The sequence below is a fragment of the Streptomyces sp. NPDC002680 genome, from assembly GCF_042889145.1.
GTDB classification, from domain to species: Bacteria; Actinomycetota; Actinomycetes; order Streptomycetales; family Streptomycetaceae; genus Streptomyces; species Streptomyces adonidis.
Genome location: NZ_JBIAQP010000020.1, coordinates 147,949 through 163,346, shown reverse-complemented (window position 1 = coordinate 163,346; position 15,398 = coordinate 147,949). Strand labels below are relative to the sequence as shown.

At 70.2% G+C, this 15,398-nt stretch carries 15 protein-coding genes; 14 read left to right on the top strand and 1 reads right to left on the bottom strand.

What is annotated here, in order from left to right; translation table 11 throughout:
* The first annotated feature begins 67 nt into the window (after positions 1–67).
* The 14 genes from ACFYXF_RS40760 to ACFYXF_RS40695 all read left to right on the top strand — a co-directional run bounded on the left by ACFYXF_RS40760 (position 68) and on the right by ACFYXF_RS40695 (position 13,410).
* Positions 68–1,342: a GAF domain-containing protein gene (locus ACFYXF_RS40760; RefSeq protein ID WP_389357445.1), complete on the top strand. Its 1,275-nt coding sequence runs from the start codon at positions 68–70 to the stop codon at positions 1,340–1,342.
* A gap of 208 nt (positions 1,343–1,550) precedes the next feature.
* Entirely contained in the window at positions 1,551–2,957 is a 1,407-nt protein-coding gene (locus ACFYXF_RS40755; protein ID WP_389357276.1) for a hypothetical protein, read from the top strand.
* Between the two features lie 233 nt (positions 2,958–3,190).
* On the top strand, positions 3,191–3,763 hold the full coding sequence (locus ACFYXF_RS40750; protein ID WP_389357274.1) for a GNAT family N-acetyltransferase: 573 nt from the start codon (positions 3,191–3,193) through the stop codon (positions 3,761–3,763).
* A gap of 150 nt (positions 3,764–3,913) precedes the next feature.
* Complete coding sequence (locus tag ACFYXF_RS40745; protein ID WP_309486338.1) at positions 3,914–3,997, top strand: putative leader peptide; 84 nt, start codon at positions 3,914–3,916, stop codon at positions 3,995–3,997.
* A gap of 126 nt (positions 3,998–4,123) precedes the next feature.
* Entirely contained in the window at positions 4,124–5,818 is a 1,695-nt protein-coding gene (locus ACFYXF_RS40740) for a nitrite/sulfite reductase (RefSeq protein WP_389357272.1), read from the top strand.
* The gene (locus tag ACFYXF_RS40735) at positions 5,815–5,994 is read left to right on the top strand and encodes a hypothetical protein (RefSeq protein WP_235474113.1); all 180 of its coding nucleotides are present in this window, start codon (positions 5,815–5,817) and stop codon (positions 5,992–5,994) included. The genes ACFYXF_RS40740 and ACFYXF_RS40735 overlap by 4 nt, the downstream gene beginning before the upstream one ends.
* Positions 5,991–6,701: a phosphoadenylyl-sulfate reductase gene (locus ACFYXF_RS40730; protein ID WP_389357270.1), complete on the top strand. Its 711-nt coding sequence runs from the start codon at positions 5,991–5,993 to the stop codon at positions 6,699–6,701. The genes ACFYXF_RS40735 and ACFYXF_RS40730 overlap by 4 nt, the downstream gene beginning before the upstream one ends.
* A complete protein-coding gene (gene cysC / locus ACFYXF_RS40725; protein WP_389357268.1) occupies positions 6,701–7,306 on the top strand; it encodes an adenylyl-sulfate kinase in 606 nt (201 codons plus the stop codon). The genes ACFYXF_RS40730 and cysC overlap by 1 nt, the downstream gene beginning before the upstream one ends.
* Positions 7,303–8,241 (top strand): sulfate adenylyltransferase subunit CysD, encoded by a 939-nt coding sequence (cysD, locus tag ACFYXF_RS40720; protein WP_389357266.1) that lies wholly within the window; start codon positions 7,303–7,305, stop codon positions 8,239–8,241. Before cysC ends, cysD begins: the two co-directional genes overlap by 4 nt.
* 2 nt (positions 8,242–8,243) lie before the next feature.
* Positions 8,244–9,581 carry a sulfate adenylyltransferase subunit 1 gene (locus tag ACFYXF_RS40715; RefSeq protein WP_389357264.1) on the top strand — a complete coding sequence of 446 codons (1,338 nt, stop codon included), beginning with the start codon at positions 8,244–8,246 and terminating at the stop codon, positions 9,579–9,581.
* 231 nt (positions 9,582–9,812) lie between these two features.
* Complete coding sequence (locus ACFYXF_RS40710; RefSeq protein ID WP_389357262.1) at positions 9,813–10,925, top strand: ABC transporter substrate-binding protein; 1,113 nt, start codon at positions 9,813–9,815, stop codon at positions 10,923–10,925.
* Positions 10,926–10,960: 35 nt separating this feature from the next.
* A complete protein-coding gene (locus ACFYXF_RS40705) occupies positions 10,961–11,746 on the top strand; it encodes an ABC transporter ATP-binding protein (RefSeq protein ID WP_389357260.1) in 786 nt (261 codons plus the stop codon).
* On the top strand, positions 11,733–12,653 hold the full coding sequence (locus ACFYXF_RS40700; protein ID WP_389357258.1) for an ABC transporter permease: 921 nt from the start codon (positions 11,733–11,735) through the stop codon (positions 12,651–12,653). The genes ACFYXF_RS40705 and ACFYXF_RS40700 overlap by 14 nt, the downstream gene beginning before the upstream one ends.
* Positions 12,654–12,657: 4 nt before the next feature.
* Positions 12,658–13,410 (top strand): sirohydrochlorin chelatase, encoded by a 753-nt coding sequence (locus ACFYXF_RS40695; protein ID WP_389357256.1) that lies wholly within the window; start codon positions 12,658–12,660, stop codon positions 13,408–13,410.
* Positions 13,411–13,498: 88 nt separating this feature from the next.
* Here ACFYXF_RS40695 and ACFYXF_RS40690 read toward each other — a convergent pair whose 3' ends face one another.
* Complete coding sequence (locus ACFYXF_RS40690; RefSeq protein ID WP_389357254.1) at positions 13,499–15,370, bottom strand: leucine-rich repeat domain-containing protein; 1,872 nt, start codon at positions 15,368–15,370, stop codon at positions 13,499–13,501.
* Between the last annotated feature and the right edge of the window lie 28 nt (positions 15,371–15,398).

Genomic DNA, 15,398 nt, shown 5'->3' with positions numbered 1-15,398 from the left:
CGCCGAGGGGCTCCGGCAACCGGTTGTCGGCACCTCTGTACGGGAGGCTCCAGTGGCGAACCCGCCGATGGACGTCACACAACTCGCCGCCCGCGACGCGGCGCAGGCGGCGCGACTGCTCAGCGACGTACGCGCGGCCCGCCTCACCGGACAGCGGCCGCGCCTCGCGCCGCGCCCGGTGATCGACCAGTCCTGGGACCGCATGCTGCGCAGCGGCGTCGACCCCGACCACGACTTCCGGGCCGGACTGCTGAGCCGCGAGGAGTTGCAACGGCGGCGCGAGACCACCCGGCTGCGGCATGTCCTCCCGGTGCTGCGGCAGGGGCTGTTGTCGGTCGCGGACGCGAGCCAGCACATCATGGTCGTCGCGGACGAGGAGGGCCGGGTGCTGTGGCGCGAGGGCAGTACACCGGTGCTGCGCAAGGCCGACTCGTTCGGCTTCGAGCCCGGCGCCGACTGGGCCGAGGACGTCGTCGGCACCAACGGCGTCGGCACCCCGGTGGTCGCCCGGCGGGCCGTACAGGTCTTCGCCTCCGAGCACTTCGTACGGTCGCACGCCTCCTGGACGTGCACGGGCGCGCCCATCACCGATCCGCGCGACGGCCGGCTGATCGGGGTGGTGGACATCAGCGGGCCGCTGGAGAGCATGCATCCGGCGACGCTCGCCTGGGTCGACTCGGTCGCCAAGCTCGCCGAGGCGGGGCTGCGGGAGCGGCACCAGCACTCGTTGGAGCGGCTGCGGGCGGTGGCGGCGCCGGTGCTGGCGCGGCTCGCCGGGCGGGCCCTGGCGGTGGACCGGGACGGCTGGACGGCCGCGGTCACCGGTATGCCGTACACGAACCGTGTGGCCCTGCCCAAGTCGCTGTCCCCGGGCCGCTGTTGGCTGCCGGCGGTGGGGCTGTGCACGGTGGAGCCGCTGACCGGCGGCTGGCTGATCCGCGCCGCCGCCGAGCCGGAACCGCGCGGTGCCACCCGGATCGTCCTTGACCTGGGCCGGCCGCGCCGCTGGTCGGTGGCGGTGTCGGGCCCTGCGGGCTCCTGGACCCATGAACTGAGCCCCCGGCACGCCGAGTTGCTCTACCTCCTGGCCCTGCACCGCACCGGCCGCAGTGCGGCGGGCCTGGCGGAGGACGTGTTCGGCGACCCGGCCCGCACGGTGACCGTACGTGCGGAGATGTCGCGGATACGCCGGTATCTCGGGGCGTTCCTCGACCATCGCCCGTACCGCTTCAGCGAGGAGACGGAGGTGACCGTCCTCCTCCCGGACGACCCCCTCGATCTGCTGCCCCACTCGACAGCGCCGACGGTGGCCCGGGGCCGGGGCGTGGCGGCCGAGGGGTGAAAGGGCGACACACAGTGACCGGGCGTGACGTCTGCGTACGAAAAAGCGCCCGAACGGGCCCCGTGTACAACACAAGCGCATGGATTCCGGGGTATTCGACCAGGCCCGGCGCCCCCTGACGTACCATCCTTCCCACGGCCCCCCACACTGCTTTCCCGGTTCAACGCACGGACCGTGACCAGCAGTTGGCCTGCCACGGGAGGATGTAATGAAACATCGCGGCAGACACCGCAGGCAGAAGAGGGGCAGAGCGCTGCGCGGCGTCCTCGCCGGCACCGCGCTCGCCCTCACCGCCGCGGCCACCATCGTCAGCGCCTCCCAGGCCGTGAGCAGCGACAACCCGGGGCCCCTCAAGTCCGTGACGTCCACCGCCGAGCTGGCGAACTTCCAGCTCAAGGAGCATCTGACGGCGAAGAGTTCGCTCGACCGGCTGGCCACCGCCATGGGCGGCACCGTGGGTGTGAGCACCGTCCTGGAACACACCAACCGCACGATGCGCAACACGGCGGAGTGCGTCCCCACCGAGACCGAGGCGCTGCCCGTCGCGCCGACGGCCACCCGCGCGTACTGCTGGGACGACGCCGACTCGGCCAGTCAGCGCTGGCTGCCGCAGTCCGTCACCACCTCCGGCGACGCGGACGAGGACGGCCGCTGGGGCGCCAACCGCGTGATCCTCTCCGGCTGGACGCACAACGACGCCAAACCGGACGAGCCCGCGGTCTCCCAGGGCCTGGCACGGGTCGCCGTCATGGACGCGAACGACCTGAGCAGCATGACCTACCGCTGGGTGCTTCTGGTCGTCCCGACGAAGGACGGCTCGGACTACCGCAAGCTGTCCTCGTCGATCTCCGGCATGGTCTGGTACCAGGACAAGCTCCTGGTCACCGCCTCACCCACGGACTCCGACCACCAGTCCCTGTACGTGTACGACATGAACCGCATCCAGCGTGCCTCGGTCGACAGCCCGGCGGTCGGCAAGGTGCCCGGCGGCTGGTCGGCGCACGGGTACGGCTATGTCATGCCCGCCGTCGCCTCGTACAGCCTGACCGGTGGCACGTGCGACCCGTCGTCCGACGAGGGCACCCCTTGTTTCGGCTCCCTCTCGCTGGACCGCAGCTCCACGCCCGACAGCCTGGTCGCGAGCGAGTGGTTCCCGTCCGGCGCCGATCAGCGCAGCCGTCTGTGGCGCTACTCGTTCAGCGGCGCGGGCGACCGCTCCGGCCTCCTCGCCACCAACGCCCTGGGCCGCGCGGACGCGGTGGAGGCCTACTCGACGAAGGCCACCGGCATACAGGGTGTGCTGTCGTACCGCTCGGCGGGCGACGAGAAGGCGGACTGGTACATCGGCCACGCCCCCGGCACCAAGAACCGCCACGGCACCCTCTGGCGCCTCGACTCCGAGGGCGCGAAGGCAGCCCGCTGCGGCACCGACGCCCAGTCCCGCCGCTGCTGGGCCGAACACGCCGAGTCCCTCTCCTACTGGGAGGGCACAGGCGAGGTCTGGTCCCTGACGGAACGCGCAGCGGACGCCCGCGCGGGCTGGAGCGGAACGGCGATCCCGGAACGGGTCCTGTACGCGGTACCGCTGTCATCGATCACGGGCTCTCTGAAATAGCGCCCACGCGGGTGGGACGGGGCCGGCGAAGTCGGGCGCAGGGGCTGCATCGAACGGCGCTGGTGAATTTGGGCACGGGGCTGCATCCGATCTGCGGCTCCGCCGCACGGGGCCGATGAAGCAGGGGCGCGACAGCGCCCCGCTTCAGGGGCGCGGGGAACTGCGCGACCAGCCCCCACCGCCCCGCAGCCAACAATCGACAGGCAACCCACCCAGATGATTCCCTGACCGCCATGAGCAACATCGCCGTGACCACCTGGTCCCTGGAACAGACCGCCCCGACCGACCTCCTCCCCGCCCAGGCCCCCGACGGGGACGTCAGAATCGTCCGCGCCGAAGTCCCCTCCCCGGAGTTCAGCCGCTACCTCTACGCCTCGGTAGGCGGAGACATCCACTGGACCGACCGCCTGACCTGGACATACGCCCGCTGGCAGGAGTACCTCACCCGCCCCGGCGTAGAGACCTGGGTCGCCTACGACCACGGCACCCCCGCGGGCTACCTGGAGGTCGAGCCCCAGGACGACGGCGTCGTAGAGATCGCCTACTTCGGCCTGCTCCCCACCTTCCGAGGCCGCCGCATCGGCGGCCACCTCCTCTCGTACGGCACCGCCCGCGCCTGGGACCTGGGAGACCGCTGGCCGGGCCTCGCCCCGACCAAGCGGGTCTGGCTGCATACATGCAGCAAGGACGGCGAGCACGCCATGGACAACTATCTGCGCCGCGGCTTCACCCTCTTCGACACCAAGGTCGAGGAGGAGAAGGAGGTCACCGCACCCGGACCCTGGCCGGGCGCGTACTCCGTCTGACCTGCCCGGACACCACCGACACCCCACCCGTTCGACCCGTCGCACCCCCGCCGTGTGACCGACAACACCCCGTCTCACCGTACGAGACAAGGGTGTCCGCATGGCGGACAATGCTGGACTGTGTCCAGATTGCCATGACACGCTTCCGTCATGTCTGGAACTGGGATTGCCTTGGTGAGTCGGCGGCACGTCGACCTCGGCCGCATGTCCAGCGCCATCTGTCCGGCAAGCTGAAGAGCCCTCAGCACCGCCGATCCGCTCCCCTATGCCTCAAGCCCGCGCAGAGCCGCGCGGGCCTGACCATGCGCCCATACGCGCAGGTAGAGCCCGCTTCCCGCCTGTCCCGGAGGACGTAGAACCATGGCCGCCACCCCGCAGAACCCTGCCGCCGCGCCCCGCCGCAAGGTGAGCCGTCACCGTGGTGAGGGTCAGTGGGCCGCCGGACACTTCACCCCGCTCAACGGGAACGAGCAGTTCAAGAAGGACGACGACGGTCTCAATGTGCGGACACGCATTGAGACGATCTACTCCAAGCGCGGCTTCGACTCGATCGACCCCAACGACCTGCGTGGACGTATGCGCTGGTGGGGGCTCTACACCCAGCGCAAGCCCGGGATCGACGGCGGCAAGACCGCGATCCTGGAGCCGGAGGAGCTGGACGACGAGTACTTCATGCTGCGCGTCCGTATCGACGGCGGCCGGCTCACCACCGAGCAGCTGCGGGTGATCGGCGAGATCTCGCAGGAGTTCGCACGCGGCACGGCCGACCTCACGGACCGGCAGAACGTGCAGTACCACTGGATCCGTATCGAGGACGTCCCGGAGATCTGGGAGCGGCTCGAAGCGGTCGGTCTGTCCACCACCGAGGCCTGCGGTGACACGCCCCGCGTCATCCTCGGTTCGCCGGTCGCCGGGATCGCCGAGGACGAGATCATCGACGGCACGCCCGCCATCGACGTGATCCACCGCCGGATCATCGGCAACAAGGACTTCTCGAACCTGCCCCGCAAGTTCAAGTCGGCGATCTCCGGCTCGCCGCTGCTCGACGTGGCGCACGAGATCAACGACATCGCGTTCGTCGGCGTGGAGCACCCCGAGCACGGCCCCGGCTTCGACGTCTGGGTCGGCGGCGGTCTCTCCACCAACCCGAAGATCGGCCAGCGCCTGGGCGCCTGGGTCCCGCTGGACGAGGTCCCGGACATCTACGAGGGCGTCATCTCGATCTTCCGCGACCACGGCTACCGCCGGCTGCGCACCCGCGCCCGCCTGAAGTTCCTGGTCGCCGACTGGGGCGTGGAGAAGTTCCGCCAGATCCTGGAGGACGACTACCTCAAGCGCAAGCTGATCGACGGCCCGGCCCCGGCCCAGCCCGTCGAGCGCTGGCGCGACCACGTCGGCGTCCACCGCCAGAAGGACGGCCGCTTCTACGTCGGTTTCGCCCCGCGCGTGGGCCGCGTGGACGGCACGATCCTCACGAAGATCGCCGAACTGGCCGAGGCGCACGGCTCGGGCCGCCTGCGTACGACCGTCGAGCAGAAGATGATCGTGCTCGATGTCGAGGAAGCGCAGATCGACTCCCTCGTCGAGGGCCTGGAGGCGCTCGACCTGACCGTCAAGCCCTCCCCGTTCCGGCGCGGCACGATGGCCTGCACCGGTATCGAGTACTGCAAGCTCGCGATCGTCGAGACGAAGGCGCGCGGCGCCTCCCTGATCGACGAACTGGAGCGCCGTATCCCGGAGTTCGACGAGCCGGTCACCATCAACATCAACGGCTGCCCGAACGCCTGCGCCCGTATCCAGGTCGCGGACATCGGTCTCAAGGGCCAGTTGGTCCTGAACGACGCGGGCGAGCAGGTCGAGGGCTTCCAGGTCCACCTGGGCGGCGCCCTCGGTCTGGAGGCCGGCTTCGGCCGCAAGGTCCGTGGCCTGAAGGTGACTTCGGAGGAGCTGCCCGACTACGTCGAGCGCGTGCTGAAGAACTTCCAGGCGGAGCGCGAGGACGGCGAACGCTTCGCCACCTGGGCGACCCGTGCCTCCGAGGAGTCCCTGTCATGAGCGAGCGCGCCGCCCCCTTCTACTGCCCCTACTGCGGCGACGAGGATCTGCGTCCCAACGAGCAGGGCCATGGCGCCTGGGAATGCGGAGCGTGCAATCGAGCCTTCCAGTTGAAGTTCCTCGGGCTGCTGGCCCGTGGGCTTCAGCGCAATGACGGTGGAGGGGACGAGATATGACGACCGTTCAGAAAGAGCGTACGACCGACGACTTGAAGGCACTCGCCGAGCAGGCGGGTCGTGACCTGGAGGAAGCCTCCGCACTGGAGATTCTCACGTGGGCCACAGCCACCTTCGGTAAGAAGTTCTGCGTGACCTCCTCCATGGAGGACGCGGTGGTCGCCCATCTCGCCTCCCGCGCGATGCCCGGTGTGGACGTCGTGTTCCTCGACACCGGCTACCACTTCCCCGAGACCATCGGCACCCGTGACGCGGTCGAGGCCGTGATGGACGTACGCGTCCTCACCCTCACCCCGGTCCAGACGGTCGCCGAGCAGGATGCCGAGTACGGCCCGAAGCTGCACGACCGCGATCCCGACCTGTGCTGCAAGCTGCGCAAGGTCGAGCCCCTGGAGCAGGGCCTCAAGGGGTACGCGGCCTGGGCGACCGGCCTGCGCCGCGACGAGTCCCCGACCCGGGCGAACACCCCGGTCGTCGGCTGGGACGAGAAGCGCCAGAAGGTCAAGGTCTCCCCGATCGCCCGCTGGACGCAGGACGACGTGGACGCGTATGTCGCCGAACACGGCGTACTCACCAACCCGTTGCTGATGGACGGCTACGCGTCCGTCGGTTGCGCGCCCTGCACCCGCCGGGTGCTGGAGGGCGAGGACGCGCGCGCCGGCCGCTGGGCGGGCCGCGGCAAGACCGAGTGCGGGCTGCACGGCTGATGCCCCAGACCCAGACCCAGACCCAGCCCCAGACCGAGACCGCGACCCCCGAGGACCAGGAGATACCAGTGACGACCGGAGCCACCGTATGGCTCACGGGTCTGCCGAGCGCCGGCAAGACCACCATCGCGTACGAGCTGGCCGGCCGGCTGCGCGAGGAGGGCCACCTCGTCGAGGTGCTCGACGGCGACGAGATCCGTGAGTTCATCTCGGCGGGCCTCGGCTTCAGCCGCGAGGACCGGCACACGAACGTGCAGCGCATCGGCTTCCTCGCCGAGCTGCTCGCCCGTAACGGCGTCAAGGCGCTGGTCCCGGTGATCGCGCCGTACGCGGACAGCCGCGAGGCGGTGCGCAAGCGGCACCAGGAGAGCGGCGCCGCGTACATCGAGGTGCATGTGGCGACCCCGGTCGAGGTGTGCTCCGTACGCGATGTGAAGGGTCTGTACGCCAAGCAGGCGGCGGGCGAGCTGACCGGGCTCACGGGGGTCGACGACCCGTACGAGGCGCCCGAGACGCCCGATCTGCGGATCGAGTCGCAGGACCAGACCGTCCAGGAGTCCGCGGCCGTGCTCCACGCGCTGCTCACCGAGAGGGGACTGGCATGACGACGACCGTTGCCAAGCCGGCGGAGGGTACGGGCGCCCCGTACGCCCTCTCCCACCTGGACGCCCTCGAGTCCGAGGCGGTGCACATCTTCCGTGAGGTGGCGGGTGAGTTCGAGCGGCCGGTGATTCTCTTCTCCGGCGGCAAGGACTCGATCGTCATGCTGCATCTGGCGCTGAAGGCCTTCGCCCCCGCCGCGATCCCCTTCTCACTCCTGCACGTGGACACCGGGCACAACTTCCCCGAGGTGCTTGAGTACCGGGACCGTACGGTCGAGCGCCACGGGCTGCGGCTGCATGTCGCGTCCGTGCAGGAGTACATCGACCGGGGTGTGCTGAAGGAGCGTCCGGACGGGACCCGCAACCCGCTCCAGACGCTTCCGCTGACCGAGAAGATCCAGGCCGAGAAGTTCGACGCGGTCTTCGGTGGCGGGCGACGCGACGAGGAGAAGGCCAGGGCGAAGGAGCGCGTCTTCTCGCTGCGGGACGAGTTCTCGCAGTGGGACCCGCGTCGCCAGCGTCCCGAGCTGTGGAACCTCTACAACGGGCGGCACGCGCCCGGCGAGCACGTACGGGTGTTCCCGCTCAGCAACTGGACCGAGCTGGACGTCTGGCAGTACATCGCCCGCGAGGGCATCGAGCTGCCGGACATCTACTTCGCGCACGAGCGTGAGGTGTTCCAGCGGGCCGGGATGTGGCTGACGGCGGGCGAGTGGGGCGGTCCGAAGGCCGACGAGACCGTCGAGAAGCGGCAGGTCCGCTACCGCACGGTCGGCGACATGTCCTGCACGGGTGCCGTCGACTCCGACGCGGTGACACTGGCCGACGTCATCACCGAGATCGCCGCCTCCCGGCTCACCGAGCGGGGTGCCACCCGCGCCGACGACAAGATGTCCGAGGCCGCGATGGAAGACCGCAAGCGCGAGGGGTACTTCTAGCCATGAGCACGACCACGGAACTCCCGGAACTCTCCGAGACCACCCTCCTGCGGTTCGCCACCGCCGGTTCCGTCGACGACGGCAAGTCCACCCTCGTGGGCCGGCTGCTGCACGACTCCAAGTCGATCCTCACCGACCAGCTGGAGGCCGTGGAGCGTGCGTCGGCTTCGCGGGGGCAGGAAGCCCCCGACCTCGCGCTGTTGACCGACGGGCTGCGGGCCGAGCGCGAGCAGGGCATCACGATCGACGTGGCGTACCGATACTTCGCCACCCCGAAGCGCCGGTTCATCCTCGCCGACACTCCCGGCCACGTGCAGTACACCCGCAACATGGTGACGGGTGCCTCCACGGCCGAGCTGACGGTGATCCTGATCGACGCCCGCAACGGCGTGGTCGAGCAGACCCGGCGGCACGCGGCTCTCGCGGCGCTGCTGCGGGTCCCGCACGTGGTCCTCGCGGTCAACAAGATGGACCTGGTCGACTACCAGGAGACGGTCTTCGCGGCGATCGCCGAGGAGTTCACTGCGTACGCGCTGGAGCTGGGCGTCCCGGAGATCACCGCGATCCCGATCTCGGCGCTGGCCGGCGACAACGTGGTGGACCCGTCCGCGAACATGGACTGGTACGGCGGGCCGACCTTCCTGGAGCACCTGGAGTCGGTCCCGGTCGCCCACGACCTGAGCCACTGCCACGCCCGTCTCCCCGTGCAGTACGTGATCCGGCCGCAGACCGCCGAACACCCCGACTACCGGGGGTACGCGGGCCAGATCGCCGCCGGTTCCTTCCGCGTCGGCGAGTCCGTGACGGTCCTGCCGTCCGGCCACGCGTCGAGAATCGCCGGTATCGACCTGCTCGGCGAGCCGGTCGACATCGCCTGGACCACCCAGTCGGTGACCGTCCTCCTGGAGGACGACATCGACATCTCGCGCGGCGACCTGATCGTGCCCAGCAAGGACGCGCCGCCGACCACGCAGGACGTCGAGGCGACGGTCTGCCATGTCGCCGACGCGCCGCTGACGGTCGGCCACCGGGTGCTCCTCAAGCACGGCACCCGTACGGTCAAGGCGATCGTCAAGGACATCCCGTCCCGGCTCACGCTCGACGACCTGTCCCTGCACCCGCATCCGGGACAGCTCGTCGCCAACGACATCGGCCGGGTGAAGATCCGTACCGCCGAGCCGCTGCCCGTCGACTCGTACGCCGACTCGCGGCGCACCGGCTCGTTCATCCTGATCGACCCGAACGACGGCACCACGCTCACCGCCGGCATGGTCGGCGAGTCGTTCGCCTCCCCGGAGCCCGTCAAGGACGCGGCCGAGGACGACGGGTGGGACTTCTGACATGAACGTCATGGACTACTACTCCACGTTCGCGAAGGAGGGCGGCCGCGTCGGCAGCGGCGCCCTCGGCAGCGGGCAGGGCGGAGTCGCGCGATGTGCGTGCTGACGTACGCGCACCGCTTGCGCGCCCTGTCCCCCCACCGGACGTCCCGACATCGACGAAGACCTGCCGACCTCCCGGCCACGACCTGAGAGACCGTGACCGCCGGGCCTCCGAGAGGAACACCTCCCGTGCCTGTCAACCGCTCAACCTTCCTTCGCCGCGGCGTAGCCGCGATCGCCGCTCTTCCGCTGCTGACGCTCGCCGCCTGCGGGTACGGGTCGGACTCCAAGGACGACAGCTCCAAGGCGAAGGTCGCCGCCGGGGCCGAGAAGATCGACGGACTCGACTCCGTCAAGATCGGCTACTTCGGCAACCTGACCCACGGCACCGCGCTCGTCGGTGTCAACAAGGGGTACTTCCAGAAGGCGCTGGGCGCCACGGAGGCGAAGTACCAGGTCTTCAACGCCGGCCCGTCCGAGATCGAGGCCCTCAACTCAGGCTCCATCGACATCGGCTGGATCGGCCCGTCCCCGTCGATCAACGGCTACACCAAGTCCAAGGGCACCAACCTGCGCATCATCGGCGGGTCGGCGTCCGGCGGTGTGAAGCTCGTGGTCAACCCGGACAAGATCAAGACCCTGAAGGACGTCAAGGGCAAGAAGATCGCCACCCCGCAGCTGGGCAACACGCAGGACGTGGCGTTCCTCAACTGGGTCGCCGACCAGGGCTGGAAGGTCGACGCGGAGAGCGGCAAGGGCGATGTGTCGGTCGTCCGCACCGACAACAAGGTCACCCCGGACGCCTACAAGTCCGGCTCCATCGACGGCGCCTGGGTGCCGGAGCCGACCGCGTCCAAGCTGGTCGCCGAGGGTGCGAAGGTGCTGCTCGACGAGGCGGACCTGTGGCCGGACAAGAAGTTCGTGATCACGAACATCATCGTGTCGCAGAAGTTCCTCAAGGAGCACCCGAAGGCCGTCGAGGCGGTCCTGAAGGCCTCCGTCGAGACCAACAAGTGGATCAACGCCAACCCCGACGCGGCGAAGGCGGCGGCCAACGCGCAGCTCGCGATCGACTCCGGCAAGGCGCTGAAGCCCGAGGTCATCGACCCGGCGTGGAAGTCCATCCAGTTCACCAACGACCCGCTGGCCTCCACCCTCAACACCGAGGCGGAGCACGCGGTCAAGGCCGGTCTGCTGGAGGACCCGCTGCTGACGGGCATCTACGACCTCACGCCCCTGAACACGGTCCTCAAGGCCGCGGGTGAGAGCACGGTCGACGACGCCGGTCTCGGCGTCAAGTAAGCACCGATCCCTCAAGTCCCCAGGAGGTGACGACCATGGCCACCGCTATCGCCAAGGCCGGACCGGCCGAGTCGGTCGAGTACGCCGCCCGCATCGAGCACGTCTCGAAGTCCTTCGCCGGGCCCGCCGGGCAGCAGCTCGTCCTCGACGACATCACGCTCGATGTCGCACCGGGTGAGTTCGTCACCCTCCTGGGGGCCTCGGGCTGTGGAAAGTCCACGCTGCTCAACCTCGTCGCGGGTCTCGACGACCCGAGCGCGGGCAGCATCAGGACCGACGGGCGTCCTGCCCTGATGTTCCAGGAGCACGCCCTGTTCCCGTGGCTGACCGCGGGCAAGAACATCGAACTCGCCCTGAAACTGGGGGGAGTCGCGAAGAACGACCGGCGTGGCCGCGCCGAGGAGCTGCTCGCCCTCGTCCGGCTGCAGGGCTCGTACGACAAGCGGGTGCACGAGCTGTCCGGCGGTATGCGCCAGCGGGTCGCGCTGGCCCGGGCGCTGGCCCAGGAGAGCCGGCTGCTGCTGATGGACGAGCCGTTCGCGGCGCTCGACGCCATCACGCGTGACGTGCTGCACGACGAGCTGACCCGGATCTGGGCGGAGACGGGCGTCTCCGTCCTGTTCGTCACGCACAACGTGCGGGAGGCCGTGCGGCTCGCACAGCGGGTCGTCCTGCTGTCGTCCCGGCCGGGCCGGATCGCGCGCGAGTGGACGGTCGAGATCCCGCAGCCGCGCCGTATCGAGGACGCCCCCGTGGCGGAACTGTCCATTGAGATCACCGAACAACTGCGTGGGGAGATCCGCCGTCATGGCCAGCAGTGACACGAAGTCGGGCCTGACGGACACGCGTCAGGACCGGTCCGACGGCAACCACCAGACCGCCGGCCTGGAGGCCGGTCTGGACGCCCTGGAGAACGTGGCCACCACGCGCACGCCCTTCTCGGTGACCTTCCGCGCCAAGATCCTCCCGCCGCTCATCGCGACCGGCGTGGTGCTGCTGGTCTGGCAGGCGCTGATCACCTTCAACGTCGTGACCGACCCGACCAAGCTGCCCTCCCCCGGCGATGTGGCGGCCGAGTTCAAGGACGCCTGGCTGGAGGGCAAGCTTCTCGGCTACATCTGGACCAGTGTCGAGCGCGGTCTGCTCGGCTTCCTGCTGGCCCTGGCGATCGGCACCCCGCTGGGCCTGGTGGTGGCCCGGGTGAAGTTCGTCCGCGCGGCGATCGGGCCGGTCCTGTCGGGCCTCCAGTCGCTGCCGTCGGTGGCGTGGGTGCCGCCGGCCGTGCTGTGGCTGGGCCTGAACAACTCGATGATGTACGCGGTGATCCTGCTCGGCGCGGTCCCGTCCATCGCCAACGGCCTGGTCTCCGGCATCGACCAGGTGCCGCCGCTGTTCCTGCGGGCGGGCCGCACGATGGGCGCGACCGGGTGGAAGGGTGCCTGGCACATCGTCCTGCCGGCCTCGCTGCCGGGCTATCTGGCCGGTCTGAAGCAGGGCTGGGCGTTCTCCTGGCGCTCACTGATGGCCGCGGAGATCATCGCCTCCTCGCCCGATCTGGGCATCGGTCTCGGCGCACTGCTGGAGAACGGCCGCAACGCCAGCTCCATGCCGATGATCTTCGAGGCGATCTTCCTGATCCTGTTCGTCGGTATCGCGGTCGACCTGCTGGTCTTCAGCCCGCTGGAACGGCGGGTCCTCCGCAGCCGCGGCCTCCTGGTGAAGAGCTGAGCCCATGCGCCACGAGCCCGTCCTCCTCGTCATCGCCCACGGCAGCCGCGACCCGCGGCACGCGGCGACCGTGCACGCCCTCGTACGGCGCGTACGGTCGCTGCGGCCGGGGCTGCGCGTGGAGACGGGCTTCCTGGACTTCAACATCCCGTCCGTACAAGGGGTGTTGGAGTCCCTGGCGGCGGAGGGCGTCCGTGACGTGGTCGCCCTCCCCCTCCTCCTGACCCGCGCCTTCCACGCGAAGGCGGACATCCCGGCGGTCCTGCGGGACGCGCCGCGCGGGTTGCGAATCCGTCAGGCGCAGGTGCTCGGCCCGTCGCCACTGCTGATGTCCGCCCTCGAACGGCGGCTGTACGAGGCGGGGTTGACGCCCGCCGACAAGTCCTCGACCGGGGTCGTGCTGGCCTCGGCGGGGTCCACCGACCCGGAGGCGATCGCAGTGATCGCAGAAATCGCGCGGGAGTGGCGGCACACCGGTTGGTGCGCCGTGCGGCCTGCGTTCGCCTCCGCCGCACTCCCCCGCACCGAGGACGCGGTACGGGAGCTGCGGGAGCTGGGCTGCGAACGCGTCGCCGTGGCGCCCTACGTCCTCGCCCCCGGCTTCCTCCCGGACCGCATCGCACGGGGCGCGGAGCGGGCGGACGTACTCGCCGACGTCCTGGGACCGGCGCCCGAGGTGGCCCGGCTGCTGCTGCGCCGGTACGCGGAGGCGGCGGTGCGGGTGCCGTTGTCGGGGCGGGCCGCGGTGAGCGCGTAGGCGGCAGCGCCGGCCTGAATCGCCTTGCGGGCGGGCGAACCGGACGCGCTTCTCCGCATCGGCCTGGATCGCCCTGGCGCCCCGGGTCTTACCAGCGCACATGCCAGGGAACCCGGGTCACTCCGTTCGCCAGCAGTCGCTGGAGCACGGGGGTGAACGGCCGCTCCCGTCCGTGGTCCTGCGTCAGTTGCAGTTCCCGCAGTCGGGGCATCTCCAGGAGGGGCGTCCAGTCCTCCACCCGGTCGCAGCCCAGGAGGCCGAGCCGCTCCAGTTCCGGGAAGCCGCCGATCCCGCCGATGTCGGTCAGATAGGTGTGCCGCAGGTCCAGCGTGGTCAGGGCGGTGAGCCGCTTCAGCGGGGAGAGGTCCGGCCAGGGGAGCGCGGTCGCCTCCAGGTGGGTCACCTGGGCGGGCAGCTCCGTGACCTGGGGGCAGCCGAACAGTCTCAGCCTCGTCAGCTCGGGCTTCGCCTCCAGCGCCGCCAGGCTCCGCAGGAGGGGCATGCCCATCAGCTCCAGCCGGGAGATGTGCGATCCGGCGAGCGCGTCGATGTCGGTCAGCAGCGGAAAGTCGTTCAGCACCAGCCGGTCGGCGTCCGGCAGCCCGCCCCGCTCCCCCAGCGTCGTGACCAGGGGCACTTCCCACAGTGTCAGTTCGCTCAGGGCAGGCAGGTGTCCGATGCCGTGCACCGACTTCAGGGCGTGGCAGCGCCAGATCATCAGCTTCCGCAGCGAGGGGTGGACACGGATTCCGTCCAGGGTGCGCAGGGACCGGCACTCGATGAACCGCATGTGGTCCACCAGGGCCATAACGGGCAGCTGCGAGAGGTCGGTGAGCGCGTCCAGACCGAGCGCGTCGAGTTCACGGAGCCCGGGGATGTGCTCCAGGGCGGAGAAGTCGGCCAGGGCCGGGCAGCCCTCCGCGCGGAACCGCTCGATGGGCGAGCCCTGGATGCCTTCGAGGGTGGTGAGCTGTTCGCAGTCCTTGACACAGACGTAGGTGAGGCCGGTCAGCGCCCCCAGGCCGCGTAGGTCGCGCAGGGCGGAGCAGCCGTCCACCGTCAGTTCGGCCAGGCCCGGGTGGGCTCCCAGGTCGGTGAGGGTGGCCAGCTTGCGGCAGTCGGTGATCCGCAGCCCGGTCAGGCCGGTCAGCGCGCGAATGCCCTCCAGGGTGGTCAACGAGGCACAGCTGCTGAGGTCGAGTTCGGTGAGGGCGGGCAGCGACGTGAGGCCTCGGAGGTCGCGCAGCCCGGTCCAGCCGAGGTCCAGCGTGGTCAGCCGGGTCAGTCCGGCGAGCTGACCGGCATCGCGGAAGGAACGGCAGCCGCGCATGGTGAGGGTGCGCAGGTCCGGCAGGGCCGCGGGCAGTCCGGTGACGTCGCGCACCTTGGTCATGCTGAGGTCCAGCTCGCGCAGACGGCTCAGGGTGAGCAGCGGGCGGATGTCGGTGACCTGACGGCAACGGTGCAGGTTGAGCCGGGTGAGCGCGGTCAGGGTGCTCAGCGGGGCCAGGTCGGATATCCCGGCGCAGCCGTTGAGGTCCAGGTCGGTGAGGCCGGTGAGCGCGGCGAGGTCGCCGAGGTCGGTGACCTCCTTGCACCGGTCCAGGTGGAGTGTGCGGAGCATGGTCAGGTGGCGCAGGCCGCGCAGCGACGTGATCCGGCGCAGCCGTAACTCGGTGCGGCCCTCACGGGCGAGAGCGGGTGCGAGGAGGAGTTCGCAGAAGCGGTCCGGATCGGCGGCGCGGGGCAGTTCACGCAGCAGGAGGTCGCCGGAGTAGGCGGCGGTGGGCGCGAACCGGGCGGCGAGTTCGAGGGCGGCCCCGTCGTCGTGAACGGTGAGCAGTTCACGTATCGCCTTGCGCGCGCGTGCGGGCGTGGCGGTGGCGAGCAGGCCACGCAGCTCGCCGACCAGAGGGTGGACGCCGTCCGCGGCGGTGGAGACGGGGTTCTGGGATGTCATGGCGTGGAGCCTAGGGGTGGGGTACGAC